Origin of the sequence: Streptomyces sp. NPDC048411 (genome assembly GCF_040704695.1) — a bacterium.
GTDB lineage: Bacteria > Actinomycetota > Actinomycetes > Streptomycetales > Streptomycetaceae > Streptomyces.
The window spans coordinates 1-19,590 of sequence record NZ_JBEZKL010000135.1; the positions used below are offsets into that span (position 1 = coordinate 1).

Consider the following 19,590-nt stretch of genomic DNA (forward strand, 5'->3'; position numbering starts at 1 on the left):
ACGGCACCGAAAATCCAGCCCGTCCGGCGATTGAGGACGGAACCGGTCACCCCGGACCCGGGGACGAGAACCGCACCGCCCGCCAGGGCGACCCCGCACCCCGGACCCGGGCGCACCCGGGCGGGCGCCCTGCCCCGGACCGGGGCAGAAAAAACGCCGGGTCGCCGGGCCCGAAAAAGGCACCCGGCAACCCGGCGGTACGTTTCTGCTGGCCGGGGCTTCAGCCCCGGACGTCAGCCTTCCTCGTGGGCAACCGCGCGACGCGCGTCCGCGTCCAGCACGCCCCAGCTGATCAGCTGTTCCGTGAGCACGGACGGCGACTGGTCGTAGATCACCGCCAGCGTGCGCAGGTCGTCCTGGCGGATCGAGAGCACCTTGCCGTTGTAGTCACCGCGCTGGCTCTGGATCGTCGCGGCGTAGCGCTGCAGCGGTCCGGCCTTCTCCGGCGGGACGTGGGCGAGGCGCTCCAGGTCCAGGACAAGCTTCGGCGGCGGCTCTGCGGCCCCGCCCGGCGTCGTACCGGGCAGAAGCTCCTGCACCGGGACCCCGTAGAAGTCCGCGAGTTCGGCGAGGCGCTGCACGGTCACGGCGCGGTCGCCGCGCTCGTACGAGCCGACCACGACGGCCTTCCAGCGGCCCTGAGACTTCTCCTCCACGCCATGGAGGGAGAGGCCCTGCTGGGTGCGGATGGCACGGAGCTTGGCCCCGAGCTGTTTTGCGTATTCGCTGGACATAAGGCTCCCCGGACGAAGTCTGGTAACTCACTGTGAGGTTACGCAGCGTTACTTGGATGCGTCAAGCCGAATGGTCCGGACCGGCACCTCCCGGGGGTGCGACCAGGGTCGAGTTCAAGCCCTGGTAACGTTGATGACGCAATTTCGACGTCCTTTAAGGTCCGTCCAGTGAGGCGGAGAAGGAGGTCCGTTTCTTATGGACGCACAGCACGAAGCCACCGGCAATGCGGCACGCCCCGTTCTGGAGGCCCCCGACGTCGCCCGAGTACTGACCCGTATCGCCCATGAAATCGTCGAACGCGCCAAGGGCGCCGACGACGTGGTCCTGCTCGGCATCCCGACGCGAGGCGTTTTTCTCGCCCGTCGGCTCGCCGACAAGCTCCAGGAGATCACCGGCCGGAAGATGCCGGTCGGCTCCCTCGACATCACCATGTACCGCGACGACCTGCGGCTGCGCCCGGCGCGCGCCCTGGCCCGTACCGAGATCCCCGGTGAGGGCATCGAGGGCTGTCTGGTCGTCCTGGTGGACGATGTTCTCTTCTCCGGCCGCACGATCCGCGCCGCGCTCGACGCGCTCGGCGACATCGGCCGGCCCCGCGCGGTGCAACTTGCGGTCCTCGTCGATCGCGGCCACCGCGAGCTCCCGATCCGTGCCGACTACGTCGGCAAGAACCTCCCCACGTCGCTGCGGGAGACGGTCAAGGTCCAGCTCGCCGAGGAGGACGGCCGTGACGCCGTACTGCTCGGCGTCCAGCAGACCGCCCCGGCAGGCGAGCAGTAGCTGCACACGTCCGTACGACGCACCGGTCGTACGACGGCTTCTGCACGCCCGCATGCCTGAACTCTCCAGGAGAACACCCAGATGAAGCGTCACCTCATCTCGGCCGCCGACCTCACCCGCGACGACGCCGTCCTGATCCTCGACACCGCCGAGGAGATGGCCCGGGTAGCGGACCGGCCGATCAAGAAACTCCCGACCCTGCGCGGCCGTACCGTCGTCAACCTCTTCTTCGAGGACTCGACGCGCACCCGCATCTCCTTCGAGGCCGCTGCCAAGCGCCTCTCCGCCGATGTCATCAACTTCTCCGCGAAGGGCTCGTCGGTCTCCAAGGGCGAGTCGCTCAAGGACACCGCGCTGACCCTGGAGGCGATGGGCGCCGACGCCGTCGTCATCCGGCACGGTGCCTCCGGCGCCCCGTACCGCCTCGCGACGTCCGGCTGGATCGACGGCGCCGTCGTCAACGCCGGTGACGGCACCCATGAGCACCCCACCCAGGCGTTGCTCGACGCGTTCACCATGCGTCGCCGGCTGGTGGGCGCCGACACCGGCCTGGGCCGGGACCTGGACGGACGGCGGATCACCATCGTCGGCGACGTCCTGCACAGCAGGGTCGCCCGCTCCAATGTCCACCTGCTGCACACGCTCGGCGCCCATGTCACCCTGGTGGCCCCGCCGACCCTCGTGCCGGTGGGTGTGGAGCAGTGGCCCTGCGAGGTCAGCTACAGCCTCGACGAAGTGCTGCCGAAGTCCGACGCGGTGATGATGCTGCGTGTGCAGCGTGAACGGATGAACGCCGCGTACTTCCCGACCGAGCGCGAGTACTCCCGCCGCTACGGCCTGGACGGCGAGCGCATGGCGAAGATGCCGGAGCACGCCATCGTCATGCACCCCGGCCCGATGGTCCGCGGCATGGAGATCACCGCCGAGGTCGCCGACTCCGACCGCTGCACGGCCGTCGAGCAGGTCGCCAACGGTGTCTCCATCCGGATGGCGGTGCTCTATCTGCTGCTGGGTGGGTCCGAGCCCGCCGCCACCCTTGATCGAAACGCTGCGCGCCCCGCTGATTCCGAGGAGAACAAGTAATCATGAGCAAGATCCTTATCCGCGGCGCGAAGGTCCTCGGCGGCGAGCCCCAGGACGTCCTGATCGACGGCGAGACCATTGCCGCCACCGCCCGGCAGGGCGAAATCGACTGGAATGGTGCCGGTATCGACGCCGGCGACGCGACCGTCGTCGAAGCCGAGGGGCAGATTCTGCTGCCCGGTCTGGTCGACCTGCACACCCATCTGCGTGAGCCCGGGCGCGAGGACTCCGAGACCGTTCTCACCGGCACCAAGGCGGCGGCGGTCGGTGGCTTCACCGCTGTGCACGCCATGGCCAACACCTTCCCGGTCGCCGACACCGCCGGTGTCGTCGAGCAGGTCTGGCGGCTCGGCAAGGAGTCCGGGTACTGCGACGTGCAGCCGATCGGCGCCGTCACCGTCGGGCTGGAGGGCAAGCAGCTCGCTGAGCTCGGCGCCATGCACGATTCGGCCGCTGGAGTGAGAGTCTTCTCCGACGACGGCAAGTGTGTCGACGACGCGGTGATCATGCGGCGCGCGCTGGAGTACGTGAAGGCGTTCGACGGTGTCGTCGCCCAGCACGCCCAGGAGCCCCGCCTGACCGAGGGCGCCCAGATGAACGAGGGCATCGTCTCGGCCGAGCTCGGTCTCGGCGGATGGCCGGCCGTCGCCGAGGAGTCGATCATCGCCCGCGATGTTCTCCTCGCCGCCCACGTCGGCTCCCGGGTGCACATCTGCCACCTGTCGACCGCCGGCTCGGTGGAGATCGTCCGCTGGGCCAAGTCCAAGGGGTGGAACGTGACCGCCGAGGTCACCCCGCACCACCTGCTCCTCACCGACGAGCTCGTACGGTCGTACAACCCGGTCTACAAGGTGAACCCCCCGCTGCGCACCGAGGCCGACGTGCTGGCCCTGCGCGAGGCACTCGCCGACGGCACGATCGACTGCGTCGCCACCGACCATGCCCCGCACCCGCACGAGGACAAGGACTGCGAGTGGGCCGCGGCCGCCATGGGCATGGTGGGTCTGGAGACCGCGCTCTCCGTCGTCCAGCAGACCATGGTCGAGACAGGGCTCCTCGACTGGGCGGGCGTCGCCGACCGGATGTCGTTCCGCCCGGCCGCCATCGGCCGGCTCGACGGACACGGCCGCCCCGTCTCGGCCGGTGAGCCTGCCAACCTCACGCTGGTCGATCCGGCATACCGTGGAGTCGTGGACCCCGCGGGCTTCGCCTCCCGCAGCCGCAACACCCCGTACGAGGGGCGCGAGCTGCCGGGTCGCGTCACCCATACCTTCCTGCGGGGCCGTGCCACGGTCGTCGACGGGAAGCTCGCGTGACATCACTGACCCCCCTGTACCAGCTGGCCGCCGAGCAGAAGTCGGCGGACGTGACCGATTGGCCCGCCCGCATCAGCTGGGTGATCGGACTGATCGTCTTCATCGCCTTCATCTACTGGCTGATGCGCCAGGGGTGGAAGTGGCGGGGGAGCCTGCAGTCCGATCTGCCGGAGCTGCCCGCCACGCCGGAGGGGTACGCCGACGGCGAGCCGCTGCTGACGATGACAGGCCGCTACCACGCCTCGACGACCGCCGGGCAGTGGCTCGACCGGATCGTCGCCCACGGCCTCGGTACCCGCAGCCGCGTGGAGCTCACGCTGACCGAGCAGGGACTCGACGTCGTACGCCCCGGAGCAGCCGACTTCTTCGTCCCGGCCGCGCAGCTGCGTGACGCCCGGCTCGACAAGGGCATCGCGGGCAAGGTCCTCCCCGAGGGCGGCCTGCTGATCATCACCTGGGCGCTCGGCGACAAGCTGATCGACTCCGGCTTCCGCTCCGACCACTCGGCCGAACACCCGGCCTGGGTCGACGCCATTCACCACCTCACCAGCACTACGGAAGGCACCGCACGATGACCATCTCCACCCGGGGAGCCGCCAAAGCTCCCGCTGTACTCGTCCTGGAGGACGGCCGCGCCTTCCGCGGCCGCGCCTACGGGGCCGTGGGGGAGACCTTCGGCGAGGCGGTGTTCTCCACCGGCATGACCGGCTACCAGGAGACCCTGACCGACCCCTCGTACCACCGCCAGGTCGTCGTGATGACCGCCCCGCACGTCGGCAACACCGGGGTGAACGACGAGGACCCCGAGTCCCAGCAGATCTGGGTCTCCGGCTACGTGGTGCGCGACCCCGCACGGGTGCCGTCCAACTGGCGCTCGCAGCGTTCGCTCGACGAGGAGCTGGAGCGCCAGGGCGTCGTCGGCATCAGCGGCATCGACACCCGCGCCCTCACCCGCCACCTGCGCGAGCGCGGCGCCATGCGCGTCGGCATCTTCTCCGGCGACGCGGTCGCTGACGAGGCCACGCTGCTGGCCCGGGTGCTGGAAGCCCCCGAGATGGTGGGCGCCGACCTCTCCGCCGAGGTCGCGACCAAGGAGAGGTACGTCGTCCCCGCGATCGGCACCAAGAAGTTCACCGTCGCCGCGATCGACCTCGGCATCAAGGGCATGACCCCGCACCGGATGGCCGAGCGCGGCATCGAGGTGCACGTCCTGCCCGCCACCGCCACCCTCGACGAGGTCTACGCGGTCCAGCCCGACGGAGTCTTCTTCTCCAACGGCCCCGGCGACCCGGCCACCGCCGACCACCCGGTCTCGGTCATGCAGGGCGTCCTGGAGCGGAAGACGCCGCTCTTCGGTATCTGCTTCGGCAACCAGATCCTGGGCCGCGCGCTCGGCTTCGGCACGTACAAGCTCAAGTACGGCCACCGCGGCATCAACCAGCCGGTGCAGGACCGCACGACCGGCAAGGTCGAGGTCACCGCGCACAACCACGGCTTCGCCGTCGACGCCCCGCTGGACAAGGTGTCGGACACGAAGTTCGGCCGGGCCGAGGTCTCCCACGTCTGTCTGAACGACCAGGTCGTCGAGGGGCTGCAACTCCTCGACCAGCCTGCCTTCAGCGTCCAGTACCACCCCGAAGCAGCCGCGGGCCCGCACGACGCCGCGTACCTCTTCGACCGCTTCGTATCCCTGATGGAGGGCCAGCGTGCCTAAGCGCTCCGATATCCAGTCCGTCCTGGTCATCGGCTCCGGCCCGATCGTCATCGGTCAGGCCGCCGAGTTCGACTACTCCGGCACCCAGGCCTGCCGCGTCCTCAAGGCCGAGGGCCTGCGCGTCATCCTGGTGAACTCCAACCCGGCGACGATCATGACCGACCCGGAGATCGCCGACGCCACGTACGTCGAGCCGATCACCCCCGAGTTCGTCGAGAAGATCATCGCCAAGGAGCGCCCCGACGCGCTGCTCCCGACGCTGGGCGGCCAGACCGCGCTCAACACCGCGATTTCCATGCACGAGAACGGTGTTCTGGAGAAGTACGGTGTCGAGCTCATCGGCGCCAATGTCGAAGCCATCAACAAGGGCGAGGACCGCGACCTCTTCAAGGGCGTCGTCGAGGCCGTCAACGCGAAGATCGGCCACGGCGAGTCCGCCCGCTCGGTCATCTGCCACACGATGGACGACGTGCTCCAGGGCGTGGACACGCTCGGCGGCTACCCCGTCGTCGTCCGCCCCTCCTTCACGATGGGCGGCGCCGGCTCCGGCTTCGCGCACGACGAGGAGGAGCTGCGCCGGATCGCCGGTCAGGGCCTCACGCTCTCCCCGACCACCGAGGTGCTCCTGGAGGAGTCCATCCTCGGCTGGAAGGAGTACGAGCTGGAGCTGATGCGCGACAAGCACGACAACGTCGTGGTCGTCTGCTCCATCGAGAACTTCGACCCGATGGGCGTCCACACGGGTGACTCGATCACCGTCGCCCCGGCGATGACGCTCACCGACCGCGAGTACCAGCGGCTGCGTGACATCGGCATCGCGATCATCCGCGAGGTCGGTGTCGACACCGGCGGCTGCAACATCCAGTTCGCCATCGACCCGGTCGACGGCCGGGTCATCGTGATCGAGATGAACCCGCGCGTCTCCCGCTCCTCGGCGCTGGCGTCGAAGGCCACCGGCTTCCCGATCGCCAAGATCGCCGCCAAGCTGGCCGTCGGCTACACGCTCGACGAGATCCCCAACGACATCACCGAGAAGACCCCGGCCTCCTTCGAGCCGACGCTCGACTACGTCGTCGTCAAGGCCCCGCGGTTCGCCTTCGAGAAGTTCCCGTCCGCCGACTCGACCCTCACCACCACCATGAAGTCGGTGGGCGAGGCCATGGCGATCGGCCGCAACTTCACCGAGGCGCTCCAGAAGGCGCTGCGCTCCCTGGAGAAGAAGGGCTCGCAGTTCGCCTTCACGGGTGAGCCCGGCGACAAGGCCGAGCTGCTGGCCGAGGCGGTCCGTCCGACCGACGGCCGGATCAACGCGGTCATGCAGGCGATCCGGGCCGGCGCCACCCAGGAAGAAGTCTTCGACGCCACGAAGATCGACCCCTGGTTCGTCGACCAGCTCTTCCTGATCAAGGAGATCGCCGACGAGCTGGCCGCCGCCGACAAGCTCGGTCCCGAGCTGCTCGCCGAGGCCAAGCGGCACGGATTCTCCGATGTCCAGATCGCCGAGATCCGCGGTCTGCGTGAGGACGTCGTCCGTGAGGTCCGGCACGCCCTCGGCATCCGCCCGGTGTACAAGACGGTCGACACCTGCGCCGCCGAATTCGCCGCGAACACGCCGTACTTCTACTCCTCGTACGACGAGGAGAGCGAGGTCGCGACCCGCACCAAGCCCGCGGTGATCATCCTCGGCTCCGGCCCCAACCGCATCGGTCAGGGCATCGAGTTCGACTACTCCTGCGTCCACGCCTCCTTCGCGCTGAGCGACGCGGGCTACGAGACCGTGATGGTCAACTGCAACCCGGAGACCGTCTCCACCGACTACGACACCTCCGACCGCCTGTACTTCGAGCCGCTGACGCTCGAGGACGTGCTGGAGATCGTGCACGCGGAATCCCTCGCGGGCCCCATCGCCGGTGTCATCGTCCAGCTCGGCGGCCAGACCCCGCTGGGTCTGTCGCAGGCGCTCAAGGACAACGGGGTGCCGGTCGTCGGCACCTCCCCGGAGGCGATCCACGCAGCCGAGGACCGCGGCGCGTTCGGCCGTGTCCTGGCCGAGGCCGGACTCCCGGCCCCGAAGCACGGCACCGCCACCACGTTCGCCGAGGCCAAGTCCATCGCCGACGAGATCGGTTACCCCGTCCTCGTGCGCCCGTCGTACGTGCTCGGCGGCCGTGGCATGGAGATTGTGTACGACGAGACGCGGCTCTCCTCGTACATCGCCGAGTCCACCGAGATCAGCCCCACCCGGCCGGTCCTGGTCGACCGCTTCCTCGACGACGCCATCGAGATCGACGTCGACGCGCTCTACGACGGCACCGAGCTCTACCTCGGCGGCGTCATGGAGCACATCGAGGAGGCCGGCATCCACTCCGGCGACTCCGCCTGCGCGCTGCCCCCGATCACCCTCGGCGGCTACGACATCAAGCGGCTGCGCGCCTCCACCGAGGGCATCGCCAAGGGCGTCGGCGTGCGTGGGCTGATCAACATTCAGTTCGCGCTCTCCGGCGACATCCTGTACGTCCTGGAGGCCAACCCGCGCGCTTCCCGTACCGTCCCCTTCACGTCGAAGGCGACCGCGGTGCCGCTCGCCAAGGCCGCCGCCCGCATCTCGCTGGGCGCGACCGTCGCCGAGCTCCGCGAGGAGGGCCTGCTGCCGAGGAACGGCGACGGCGGCACCCTGCCGCTCGACGCGCCGATCTCCGTCAAGGAGGCCGTCATGCCGTGGTCGCGGTTCCGCGACATCCACGGCCGCGGCGTCGACACGGTCCTCGGCCCGGAGATGCGCTCCACCGGTGAGGTCATGGGCATCGACTCGGTCTTCGGCACGGCGTACGCCAAGTCGCAGGCCGGCGCGTACGGCCCGCTGCCCACCAAGGGCCGCGCCTTCATCTCCGTCGCCAACCGTGACAAGCGCTCGATGATCTTCCCGGCCCGTGAGCTGGTCGCCCACGGCTTTGAGCTGATGGCCACCTCCGGCACCGCCGAGGTCCTCAAGCGCAACGGCATCAACGCCACCGTCGTGCGCAAGCAGTCCGAGGGCGAGGGCCCGAACGGCGAGAAGACCATCGTCCAGCTCATCCACGACGGCGAGGTCGACCTGATCGTCAACACGCCGTACGGGACGGGCGGCCGCCTCGACGGCTACGAGATCCGTACCGCGGCCGTGGCCCGCGCGGTGCCGTGCCTGACCACGGTCCAGGCGCTCGCCGCCGCGGTCCAGGGCATCGACGCGCTCACCCACGGAGACGTCGGCGTACGTTCCCTCCAGGAACACGCGGAACATCTGACCGCGGCCCGCGACTAGGCAGCCCAGCAGGGGGACACCGGAAACGGTGTCCCCCTCTCTGTGAGGACACTCCCATGTACAAGTTCTTCTTCCGGCTGGTCTTCAAGCGGATGGACCCGGAGCAGGCCCACTACCTGGCCTTCCGGTGGATCCGCCTCGCGGCCCGCATCCCCGTCCTGCGCACCTTCGTCGCCGCGGTGCTCGCTCCCCGCTACAAGGAGCTGCGCACCGAGGCCCTCGGTCTGCGCATGCACGGCCCGTTCGGCCTCGCCGCGGGCTTCGACAAGAACGCCGTCGCGATCGACGGCATGTCGATGCTCGGCTTCGACCACATCGAGATCGGTACGGTCACCGGCGAGCCACAGCCCGGCAACCCCAGGAAGCGCCTCTTCCGCCTCGTGGCGGACCGCGCGCTGATCAACCGCATGGGGTTCAACAACGAGGGCTCCGCGGCCGTGGCCGAGCGCCTGGCCGCCCGTAACCCCGTCTTCCGGACGACGGTCGGCGTCAACATCGGCAAGACCAAGGTCGTGCCGGAGGCCGAGGCCGTCGGCGACTACGTGAAGTCCACCGAGCGGCTCGCCCGCCACGCCGACTACCTCGTCGTCAACGTCTCCTCGCCCAACACGCCCGGTCTGCGCAACCTCCAGGCCACCGAGGCACTGCGCCCGCTGCTCACCGCCGTGCGCGAGGCGGCCGACCGGACCGTCACCGAGCGCCGGGTCCCGCTCCTCGTCAAGATCGCCCCCGACCTCGCCGACGAGGACGTCGACGCGGTCGCCGACCTCGCGGTCGAGCTCGGCCTGGACGGCATCATCGCCACCAACACCACCATCGCCCGCGACGGTCTCGGGCTGAAGTCCTCACCGTCGCTCGTCAAGGAGACCGGCGGACTCTCCGGCGCGCCCCTCAAGGCGCGCTCCCTGGAAGTCCTGCGGCGCCTCTACACGCGGGTCGGCGACGAGATCACCCTGGTGGGCGTCGGCGGCATCGAGACCGCCGAGGACGCCTGGCAGCGCATTCTCGCCGGCGCCACCCTCGTCCAGGGCTACAGCGCCTTCATCTACGAGGGCCCGTTCTACGCCCGCGCGATTCACAAGGGCCTGGCCGCACGCCTCGCCGCTTCCCCGTACGCCACCCTCGCCGAGGCCGTCGGCGCCGAGACCCGGAAGGCCACGAAGTGACTCTTGAACCCTTCGGCGCACGACTGCGCCGCGCCATGGACATCCGCGGGCCGCTCTGCGTCGGCATCGACCCGCACGCCTCGCTGCTTGCCTCCTGGGGTCTGAACGACGACATCGCGGGCCTGGAGCGCTTCACCCGCACCGTCGTCGAGGCGCTGGCCGACCGAGTGGCCGTCCTCAAGCCGCAGTCCGCGTTCTTCGAGCGGTTCGGCTCGCGCGGCATCGCCGTCCTGGAGAAGGGCGTCGAGGAGGCGCGGGCGGCCGGCGCGCTCGTCCTGATGGACGCCAAGCGCGGCGACATCGGCTCCACCATGGGCGCCTACGCGGCGACCTACCTGGACAAGGACTCGCCGCTGTTCTCCGACGCGCTCACCGTCTCGCCATACCTCGGATTCGGCTCGCTGCGCCCGGCGCTCGACGCGGCCGTCCTCTCCGGTGCGGGCGTCTTCGTCCTCGGACTCACCTCCAACCCGGAGGGCGCCGAGGTGCAGCGCGCCACCACCGCGGACGGCCGGTCGCTGGCCCAGGTGATGCTCGACCACGTGGCCGCCGAGAACGAGGGCGCCGAGCCGCTCGGCTCGGTCGGCGTCGTGATCGGCGCCACACTCGGCGACGCGGGCGTGGACCTGGCGGTCAACGGACCGCTGCTGGCCCCCGGGATCGGCGCCCAGGGTGCCACCCCCGCCGATCTGCCGGGTGTCTTCGGTGCCGCGGTGGGCAACGTACTGCCGAGCGTGAGCCGGGGCGTGCTGCGCCACGGACCGGACGCGTCGGGGCTGCGCGAAGCCACCGAACGGCTCACGGACGAGGTCCGTGCAGCCGTTCAGGAAAACTGACCATGCCATGTAACAGCGTGTTGACGGAATCATGACCCGAAAACTCGGTTGTTATGTCTGAAATGTCCTGGTCGGCTGAGGCTGACCAGGACTTTTCGTCTGTTCTCGCTGACTCCGGCGGCCTTGGCCGCTAGTCTCCGACGAGAGCCAACGTGCACAGGTTGTTCGTTGCTCACCAGGTGTGGGGCGACTAGGTTCCTCACTGGTCCGTATCCGACAGATCGACATCCGAGGTGACGTAGGCGTGGCTCTTCCGCCCCTTACCCCTGAACAGCGCGCAGCCGCGCTCGAAAAGGCCGCCGCGGCTCGCCGGGAGCGGGCCGAGGTCAAGAATCGACTCAAGCACTCCGGCGCGTCGCTCCACGAGGTCATCAAGCAGGGCCAGGAGAACGACGTCATCGGCAAGATGAAGGTCTCCGCCCTTCTGGAGTCCCTGCCCGGCGTGGGCAAGGTCCGCGCCAAGCAGATCATGGAGCGGCTCGGGATCTCCGAGAGCCGCCGTGTGCGGGGTCTCGGCTCCAACCAGATCGCTTCCTTGGAGCGAGAGTTCGGCGGCTCCGCCGCCTGACGTTCTCAGGCACCCCTGAGAACGGGGATAATCGCTCCATGGCTGCAACATCCCGGGGGACGTCCCCCGTACCCCCGGACGTACGTCCGCGGCTGACCGTGCTCTCCGGCCCCTCCGGTGTCGGCAAGAGCACGGTCGTCGCTCACATGCGCAAGGCGCACCCCGATGTCTGGCTCTCGGTGTCGGCGACGACCCGCAAGCCGCGCCCAGGGGAGCGCAACGGTGTCCACTACTTCTTCGTGGACAACGACGAGTTCGACAAGCTGATCGCCAACGGCGAACTGCTGGAGTGGGCCGAATTCGCCGGTAACCGGTACGGCACACCGCGCCGCGCTGTGGTCGAACGCCTCGACGCGGGCGAGCCGGTTCTCCTGGAGATCGATCTCCAGGGTGCCCGGCTGGTCCGCCAGTCGATGTCCGACGCGCAGCTGGTCTTCCTCGCCCCGCCGAGCTGGGACGAGCTGGTGCGCCGGCTCACCGGCCGCGGGACCGAGGCGCCCGAGGTGATCGAGCGTCGGCTTGCCGCCGCCAAGGTCGAGCTCGCCGCCGAATCGGAGTTCGATACGACGCTGGTCAACACCTCCGTCGAGGACGTATCACGTGAGCTGCTAGCCTTGATGCTTCAGGCTTCCGCCCGCCGTGACAGCAGCGCCTGAACCAGCCGAACCGGAGCACCACCCCGGCGGAATCCGCAGTATCAAAGATTTCTTTGATCTTTACCCCCTTCGGAAGGCAGAGAGTGTCCTCTTCCATCACCACGCCCGAGGGCATCATCAACCCGCCGATTGATGAGCTCCTTGAGGCCACCGACTCGAAGTACAGCCTTGTGATCTACGCCGCCAAGCGCGCGCGTCAGATCAACGCGTACTACTCGCAGCTCGGCGAAGGCCTCCTCGAGTACGTCGGTCCGCTCGTCGACACCCACGTGCACGAGAAGCCGCTCTCGATCGCGCTCCGCGAGATCAACGCGGGCCTGCTGACCTCCGAGGCCATCGAGGGCCCCGCTCAGTAAGCAGGAACAAAGCACCTTCACCACAGGCCCGGCGGCCACCATCGCCGGGCCTGTGGTGTGTCCGGGGGCGTGGCGGAGCCTGCGGTGCCGTGAGGCAGCATGGGGGTTGTACGTGTCCGAATACGTACCCGAGTGCGGGGAGACGCAGTGGAGAAGCCGAAGGTCGTTCTGGGGGTCAGTGGGGGCATCGCCGCCTACAAGGCGTGCGAGCTGCTGCGACGGCTGACCGAGTCCGGTCATGACGTACGGGTCGTCCCGACCGGATCCGCGCTCCAGTTCGTGGGCGCCGCCACCTGGTCGGCGCTCTCCGGCCACCCGGTGTCGACCGAGGTGTGGAACGACGTCCACGAGGTGCCGCACGTCCGCATCGGGCAGGGTGCCGACCTCGTCGTGGTCGCCCCCGCCACCGCCGACATGCTCGCCAAGGCCGCCCACGGTCTCGCCGACGACCTGCTCACCAACACGCTCCTCACCGCTCGCTGTCCGGTGGTCTTCGCGCCCGCCATGCACACCGAGATGTGGGAGCACCCCGCCACCCAGGAGAACGTCGCCACGCTGCGCCGGCGTGGAGCCGTCGTCATCGAGCCCGCCGTCGGCCGGCTCACCGGCGTCGACACCGGCAAGGGCCGGCTGCCCGATCCCGGTGAGATCTTCGAGGTCTGCCGCCGGGTGCTGGCCCGCGGGCCCGTGGCGCCGGACCTGGTGGGCCGCCATGTGGTGATCAGCGCGGGCGGTACGCGGGAGCCGCTCGACCCGGTCCGCTACCTCGGCAACCGCTCCTCCGGGAAGCAGGGGTACGCGCTGGCCCGTACCGCGGTCGCCCGCGGGGCCAAGGTCACTCTCATCGAGGCCAACACCGGACTCCCCGATCCGTCGGGCGCCGACGTCGTACGGGTCGGCACCGCGGTGCAGCTGCGAGAAGCGGTGCTGAAGGCCGCGTCCGACGCCGATGTCGTGGTGATGGCGGCCGCGGTCGCCGATTTCCGCCCGGCCGAGTACGCCGAGGGGAAGATCAAGAAGAAGGACGGCCAGGAGCCCGCGCCGATCGTGCTCGTCCGTAATCCGGACATCCTCGCCGAGGTCTCCGCCGAGCGGGCAACGCCGGGCCAGATCGTCGTCGGGTTCGCCGCCGAGACCGACAACGTGCTCGCCAACGGCCGCGAGAAGCTCCTGCGCAAGGGCTGTGACCTGCTCGTCGTCAATGAGGTGGGGGAGCGCAAGACCTTCGGCTCCGAGGAGAACGAGGCGGTGGTCCTGGCGGCCGACGGCGGCGAGACCCCGGTGCCGTACGGTCCCAAGGAGGGGCTCGCCGACACGGTCTGGGATCTCGTGTCGGCACGCTTCTCGTCCCAGGCGTGACTAAAGTCTCAGACTGGTGAAAAAACATCCATATCCGGGCGTCAGTGGCTTCTCCGGAGGGTGATTCTCGTACCGTGCACATCAGTGCCGCAGGTCACAGAACTCCCAAAGGGCGAGATACGTGGTCCGGCAGGTGGCGGCGACCGATAAACTGGTCCCGGACCGTGCCGGGCGCAGCTCCCGGCCGTCCGCCAATGATCAGCCAGCAGCCGCTGCAACCCCAGGGAGCAATGTGTCCCGCCGTCTCTTCACCTCGGAATCCGTCACCGAGGGTCACCCCGACAAGATCGCTGACCAGATCAGCGACACCATTCTCGACGCCCTCCTGCGCGAGGACCCGACTTCGCGCGTCGCCGTCGAGACCTTGATCACCACCGGTCTGGTGCACGTCGCGGGTGAGGTCACGACCAAGGCTTACGCCGACATCCCGACTCTGGTGCGCAACAAGATCCTGGAGATCGGCTACGACTCCTCGAAGAAGGGCTTCGACGGCGCCTCCTGCGGCGTCTCGGTGTCCATCGGCGCGCAGTCGGCCGACATCGCTCAGGGTGTCGACACCGCCTACGAGAAGCGGGTCGAGGGTGCCTCCCGGAGGGACGAGGAGGACGAGCTCGACAGGCAGGGCGCGGGCGACCAGGGCCTGATGTTCGGCTACGCCTGCGACGAGACGCCCGAGCTCATGCCGCTCCCGGTCTACATCGCGCACCGGCTCTCCCGCCGGCTGTCCGAGGTCCGCAAGAACGGGACCATCCCGTACCTGCGCCCCGACGGCAAGACCCAGGTCACCATCGAGTACGACGGCGACAAGGCGGTCCGCCTCGACACCGTCGTCGTCTCCTCGCAGCACGCCAGTGACATCGACCTGGACTCGCTGCTCGCTCCCGACATTCGCGAGTTCGTCGTCGAGCACGTCCTCGCGCAGCTGATCGAGGACGGCATCAAGCTGGACACCGACGGCTACCGGCTGCTGGTCAACCCGACCGGCCGCTTCGAGATCGGCGGCCCGATGGGCGACGCCGGTCTGACCGGCCGCAAGATCATCATCGACACGTACGGCGGCATGGCCCGCCACGGCGGCGGCGCCTTCTCGGGCAAGGACCCGTCGAAGGTTGACCGCTCGGCGGCGTACGCGATGCGCTGGGTCGCCAAGAACGTCGTCGCGGCGGGCCTCGCGGCCCGTTGCGAGGTGCAGGTGGCGTATGCGATCGGCAAGGCCGAGCCGGTGGGCCTGTTCGTCGAGACGTTCGGCACCGCCGCGGTCGAGACCGAGAAGATCGAGCACGCCATCGGCGAGGTCTTCGACCTCCGCCCGGCCGCGATCATCCGCGACCTCGACCTGCTGCGTCCGATCTACGCCCAGACCGCGGCGTACGGCCACTTCGGCCGTGAGCTTCCCGACTTCACCTGGGAGCGCACGGACCGCGTGGAAGCACTGCGCACGGCGGCCGGGCTGTAGGCCTGCCGCACTCGCTCTGTACGCCGGGGCCCGGACGCCGCACGCGGTGTCCGGGCCCCGGCGCGTGCGGCCCGGGCGGAACGCCCGGGGTCGCTGTCAGTGGCGTCTGGTAGGAATTTGGCTGTGAGCAGGGACAACGAGCAGTTCGCGGAGCCCGACGGCGGGGCGCCGGAGCAGCTTGCGCTCATCCGGGAGACCGTGCGGCAGGCGAAGGTGCCGCGGGCCAAACCGCGGACCTGGCGGGGCGCCGCGCTTGCGAAGGAGCTGCCCGTCGCCCGGGTGCTGGTCAACAAGGGCGTGCTCCACCTCGACCAGTACTTCGACTACGCCGTGCCGGAGGAGCTCGACGCCGAGGCGCAGCCCGGGGTGCGGGTGCGGGTGCGGTTCGGGGCCGGGGGGCGCAATGTCCGCGCTGGGCGCCGTGAGGGCGGCGGCCTCATCGACGGGTTCCTCATCGAGCGCCGTGCCGAGTCGGACTACCCGGGGGCGCTCGCCGCGCTGGCCTACGTCGTGTCGCCTGAACCGGTGCTCGGACCCGAACTGCTCGCCCTGTCGCGCGCGGTGGCCGACCGGTACGCCGGCAGCCTCGCCGATGTGCTGCAGCTCGCCGTGCCGCCCAGGAGCGGAAGGGCCGAGTCCAGGCCCTCACCGGAGCCGCTGCCACCGCCCCCGGCGCCGTCGCCCGGGAGCTGGGAGCGGTACGAGCAGGGGCCTGCGTTCCTACGGTCACTGGCCGAGGGCGGTGCCCCCCGGGCGGTATGGACCGCGCTGCCCGGGCCGCACTGGCCCCAGGAGATCGCCAGGACCGTGGCCGCCACCCTCGCCTCGGGGCGAGGCGCGCTCGTCGTCGTACCGGACGGGCGTACGGCGGGACGTGTGGACTCCGCGCTCACCGAACTGCTCGGGGCGGGCCGCCACGCCCTGCTGACCGCCGATTCCGGACCCGAGAAGCGATACCGGGAGTGGCTTGCCGTGCGGCGCGGATCGGTGCGTGCGGTGGTCGGGACGCGGGCCGCGATGTTCGCTCCAGTCGCGGACCTGGGCCTGGTCGCCGTCTGGGACGACGGGGACTCGAGCCACAGCGACGACAACGCCCCCTTCCCGCATGTCCGGGAGGTCCTGGAGCTGCGGGCCGTGCACGGCCGGTGCGCGTTCCTGCTCGGCGGCACGAGCTGCACCGTGGAGGCCGCCCAGTTGGTGGAGACCGGCTGGGCGCTGCCGCTGCGCGCGGACCGGGAGCAGTTGCGGATCGCGGCGCCGTTGGTGCGTACCGTCGGCGACGGCGAGCTGGCCCGGGACGGGGCGGCCAGGGCGGCGCGGCTGCCCAGTCTCGCCTGGCAGACCGTACGGGACGGGCTGCGCCGCGGACCGGTCCTGGTCCAGGTGCCGCGTCGCGGATACGCGCCGCGGCTGGCCTGCGAGCGCTGCCGTGAACCTGCCCGGTGCCGCCACTGCGCCGGGCCGCTGGAGGCGCCGGACCAGCGGGATCTCAACTGCGCGTGGTGCGGGCGGGCCGAGGCCGCCTGGCACTGCGCGGCCTGCGGCTCCCAGCGGCTGCGGGCCCGGATCATCGGCGCCCGCCGGACGGCCGAGGAGCTCGGCCGGGCCTTCCCTGCCGTGCCGGTGCGGACGTCCGGCCGCGACCACATCCTGGACTCCGTGCCGGCCGCGCCCGCGCTGGTCGTGAGCACCCCGGGCGCCGAACCCGTCGCCGAGGGAGGTTATGCGGCCGCGCTGCTGCTGGACGGCTGGGCGATGGTCGGCCGCCCCGATCTGCGGGCCGGCGAGGAGGCGCTGCGCCGCTGGACCGCCGCGGCCTCGCTGGTACAGGGCCAGCCGGAGGGCGGCACGGTGGTGATCGTCGCCGAACCGACCCTGCGGCCGGTCCAGGCGCTGGTGCGCTGGGACCCGGTCGGCCATGCCCGCCGCGAGCTGGCGGAACGCGCCGAGCTGGGTTTCCCGCCGGTGTCCCGGATGGCGTCGGTGACCGGCCCGCCGGAGGCGCTTGCGGCGTTCCTTGCCGCGGCCGAACTGCCGCCGGAGGCGGAGGTGCTCGGCCCGGTCCCGGTTCCGGGTACCGAACCCGGTAGGCCCAGAAGACCGTGGGACGCGCCGTTGGGGGAGAGCTGGGAGCGGGCGCTGCTCAGGGTTCCGCCGGGCAGCGGCGCCGCGCTGGCCGCCGCGCTGAAGACGGCGCAGGCCGCGCGGACGGCCCGGGGCAGCGGTGATCCGGTCCGGATCAGGATCGATCCCCCGGACATCGGCTGACCCGGCCCGCCGCCCACCGGTGCCCGGCGGACGGCGCACATACGACGGCCCCGCCGTGCGTCCGACACGGGGGGCGGAGCGGGACTCGGTCAGCCGTTGCGCGGGCCGGGGAAGACGCCGGGGCGGAGTTCCTCGCGCAGGGGCGGCCGGTCCGCGGACGGTTGCGGGGGCATGGAGCGGGCGGCGGGTACGGCGGGCAGCACCGGAGCCGTGCCGGACCCGGGCGTCACGGGCAGCGGACGTGGCACTTCGGTCTCGACTGCCACCTCGGTGGTTCCCGGCTGCGGGGTGTTCCGGCGGGCGCCGTAGCGCCGGTGGACCGCCTGCTTGGTGACCCCGAGCGCGGAGCCCACCGCATCCCAGGAGAAGCCCAGCGAGCGGTCGAAGTCCACTGCCGCCGTCACCAGGGTCTCGACGCTGTCGCGCAGTTCCTGGGCGAGTCTGACGGTGGGGGCCGGGGCCCTGCCGTAGACGACGAAGCCCGTGGACGGGCCGGAGCGGCGCGGACGGTAGACGTTGCCCAGTTGGGCCGTGAGCGTGCGCAGTGCGTCCACCTGCCGCCGGACCCGCTCGATGTCCCGCACCAACAGATGCAGGCTGGCCCGCGCTTGGGCGTCGTGGGTTGCGTGGTCGGCCATGAAGAAGCCTCTCGAACCGGCGTTGAAAGGGGCCGGGCCGCATGGTGGCGGCCCGCTTCGGTCAATCTCTCTTGACCAACGCGTGACCCGGTCATGTGGTCACGCTCCAGGGGCGTATGCGCCGAAGCGCGGGGCGCACGGCCGTGCGTACGCCCCGGGCGGGGCGGTGTTCCCGCACGGCGTAGTACGCTCTGGCTCTGCCCCTGGGCAGCGGTCAGGGCTCGGCCGTCACGAGGCTCTGGTGAGCCAAGTGAGAAGCCGCCCCGTTCGTGGGGCGGAGGAGTCACAGACTGGTGCGCTGCTCAACTCCCGTACCAGCTTGAGAGGCCATCGGATGAAGCTCGTCTTCGCAGGCACCCCCGAGGTTGCCGTACCCGCCTTGGACGCCTTGATCGCCTCCGGCCGCCACGAGGTGGCCGCTGTCGTCACCCGCCCCGACGCACCTTCGGGGCGGGGGCGCCGCTTGGTCGCCAGCCCCGTCGCCGAGCGCGCCGAGGAGGCCGGGATCGAGGTGCTCAAGCCCGCCCGCCCGCGCGACGAGGACTTCCTCGCGCGGCTGCGGGAGATCGCCCCGGACTGCTGTCCGGTCGTCGCGTACGGGGCGCTGCTGCCCAAGATCGCCCTCGACGTACCCGCCCGCGGCTGGGTCAACCTCCACTTCTCGCTGCTGCCCGCCTGGCGTGGCGCGGCCCCCGTCCAGCACGCGGTGATGGCCGGCGACGAGGTCACCGGCGCCTCGACCTTCCTGATCGAGGAGGGGCTCGACTCGGGCCCGGTGTACGGCGTCCTCACCGAGGAGGTGCGGCCCACGGACACCAGCGGTGATCTGCTGACCCGGCTCGCCTTCGCCGGTGCCGGGCTGCTCGCCGCGACCATGGACGGCATCGAGGACGGCACGCTGCACGCCGTGCCGCAGCCCGTGGACGGCGTCACTCTCGCACCGAAGATCACCGTCGAGGACGCCCAGGTGCAGTGGTCCGCACCGGCGCTGAGGGTCGACCGGGTGGTGCGTGGCTGCACCCCCGCCCCCGGGGCATGGACGCTGTTCCGCGGGGAACGCCTCAAGCTGATCCAGGCCGTGCCGGTCCTGGACCGCGCCGATCTGGCGCCCGGTGAGCTGTCCGCGTCCAAGAACCATGTGTACGTCGGCACCGGATCGCACGCTGTCGAGCTGCTCTGGGTCCAGCCGCAGGGCAAGAAGCCGATGCGGGCCGCGGACTGGGCGCGCGGGGTGCGGATCGTCCCGGGGGAGCTGGTGGGGATCTAGGGCCTGTTCTGAGTTCCCCGCCTGCGCCCCGACGCCCGGCACGCACGCTCGCCGCACGGCGCCGCAGGACAGGTGGCTCCGCCACATGACC

Annotated in this window: 17 protein-coding genes; 15 read left to right on the plus strand and 2 right to left on the minus strand. The window is 70.5% G+C overall.

The annotated features are described in order from the left end of the window. Positions 1-233 precede the first annotated feature (233 nt). Positions 234-734 carry a transcriptional regulator BldD gene (bldD, locus tag AB0915_RS32045; protein ID WP_014044812.1) on the minus strand — a complete coding sequence of 167 codons (501 nt, stop codon included), beginning with the start codon at positions 732-734 and terminating at the stop codon, positions 234-236. A gap of 196 nt (positions 735-930) precedes the next feature. Between bldD and pyrR the strand changes: the two genes are divergently transcribed. From pyrR to AB0915_RS32115, 14 genes are all read left to right on the plus strand, one after another. Beyond that, complete coding sequence (gene pyrR / locus AB0915_RS32050) at positions 931-1,515, plus strand: bifunctional pyr operon transcriptional regulator/uracil phosphoribosyltransferase PyrR (RefSeq protein WP_358860743.1); 585 nt, start codon at positions 931-933, stop codon at positions 1,513-1,515. 81 nt (positions 1,516-1,596) lie between these two features. Next, a complete protein-coding gene (locus AB0915_RS32055) occupies positions 1,597-2,598 on the plus strand; it encodes an aspartate carbamoyltransferase catalytic subunit (protein ID WP_366694411.1) in 1,002 nt (333 codons plus the stop codon). A gap of 2 nt (positions 2,599-2,600) precedes the next feature. Continuing rightward, positions 2,601-3,914: a dihydroorotase gene (locus AB0915_RS32060; RefSeq protein WP_366694412.1), complete on the plus strand. Its 1,314-nt coding sequence runs from the start codon at positions 2,601-2,603 to the stop codon at positions 3,912-3,914. Further along, positions 3,911-4,489, plus strand: a complete 579-nt coding sequence (locus AB0915_RS32065) for a hypothetical protein (RefSeq protein ID WP_366694413.1) — start codon at positions 3,911-3,913, stop codon at positions 4,487-4,489. Before AB0915_RS32060 ends, AB0915_RS32065 begins: the two co-directional genes overlap by 4 nt. After that, entirely contained in the window at positions 4,486-5,628 is a 1,143-nt protein-coding gene (gene carA, locus AB0915_RS32070; protein WP_366694414.1) for a glutamine-hydrolyzing carbamoyl-phosphate synthase small subunit, read from the plus strand. The genes AB0915_RS32065 and carA overlap by 4 nt, the downstream gene beginning before the upstream one ends. Further along, positions 5,621-8,929, plus strand: coding sequence for a carbamoyl-phosphate synthase large subunit (gene carB, locus AB0915_RS32075; RefSeq protein WP_366694415.1), 3,309 nt, complete (start codon positions 5,621-5,623; stop codon positions 8,927-8,929). Before carA ends, carB begins: the two co-directional genes overlap by 8 nt. 56 nt (positions 8,930-8,985) lie before the next feature. Continuing rightward, entirely contained in the window at positions 8,986-10,095 is a 1,110-nt protein-coding gene (locus AB0915_RS32080) for a quinone-dependent dihydroorotate dehydrogenase (RefSeq protein ID WP_366694416.1), read from the plus strand. Next, positions 10,092-10,931, plus strand: a complete 840-nt coding sequence (pyrF, locus tag AB0915_RS32085) for an orotidine-5'-phosphate decarboxylase (protein WP_366694417.1) — start codon at positions 10,092-10,094, stop codon at positions 10,929-10,931. Before AB0915_RS32080 ends, pyrF begins: the two co-directional genes overlap by 4 nt. 244 nt (positions 10,932-11,175) lie before the next feature. Further along, positions 11,176-11,499, plus strand: coding sequence for an integration host factor (locus AB0915_RS32090; protein WP_014157387.1), 324 nt, complete (start codon positions 11,176-11,178; stop codon positions 11,497-11,499). A 38-nt stretch (positions 11,500-11,537) separates the two neighbouring features. Beyond that, the gene (gene gmk, locus AB0915_RS32095) at positions 11,538-12,155 is read left to right on the plus strand and encodes a guanylate kinase (protein ID WP_366694418.1); all 618 of its coding nucleotides are present in this window, start codon (positions 11,538-11,540) and stop codon (positions 12,153-12,155) included. Positions 12,156-12,238: 83 nt separating this feature from the next. Continuing rightward, positions 12,239-12,511, plus strand: coding sequence for a DNA-directed RNA polymerase subunit omega (rpoZ, locus tag AB0915_RS32100; RefSeq protein ID WP_003970369.1), 273 nt, complete (start codon positions 12,239-12,241; stop codon positions 12,509-12,511). Between the two features lie 147 nt (positions 12,512-12,658). Next, the gene (gene coaBC, locus AB0915_RS32105; protein WP_366694419.1) at positions 12,659-13,870 is read left to right on the plus strand and encodes a bifunctional phosphopantothenoylcysteine decarboxylase/phosphopantothenate--cysteine ligase CoaBC; all 1,212 of its coding nucleotides are present in this window, start codon (positions 12,659-12,661) and stop codon (positions 13,868-13,870) included. A gap of 232 nt (positions 13,871-14,102) precedes the next feature. After that, on the plus strand, positions 14,103-15,326 hold the full coding sequence (gene metK / locus AB0915_RS32110; RefSeq protein WP_366694420.1) for a methionine adenosyltransferase: 1,224 nt from the start codon (positions 14,103-14,105) through the stop codon (positions 15,324-15,326). A 123-nt stretch (positions 15,327-15,449) separates the two neighbouring features. Further along, a complete protein-coding gene (locus AB0915_RS32115) occupies positions 15,450-17,594 on the plus strand; it encodes a primosomal protein N' (protein WP_366694421.1) in 2,145 nt (714 codons plus the stop codon). A gap of 89 nt (positions 17,595-17,683) precedes the next feature. Here AB0915_RS32115 and AB0915_RS32120 read toward each other — a convergent pair whose 3' ends face one another. Next, complete coding sequence (locus AB0915_RS32120; RefSeq protein ID WP_366694422.1) at positions 17,684-18,232, minus strand: hypothetical protein; 549 nt, start codon at positions 18,230-18,232, stop codon at positions 17,684-17,686. A gap of 334 nt (positions 18,233-18,566) precedes the next feature. On the opposite strand from AB0915_RS32120, the gene fmt reads away from it, so the two are divergent. Continuing rightward, positions 18,567-19,499 carry a methionyl-tRNA formyltransferase gene (gene fmt, locus AB0915_RS32125; protein ID WP_366694423.1) on the plus strand — a complete coding sequence of 311 codons (933 nt, stop codon included), beginning with the start codon at positions 18,567-18,569 and terminating at the stop codon, positions 19,497-19,499. Positions 19,500-19,590 lie beyond the last annotated feature (91 nt).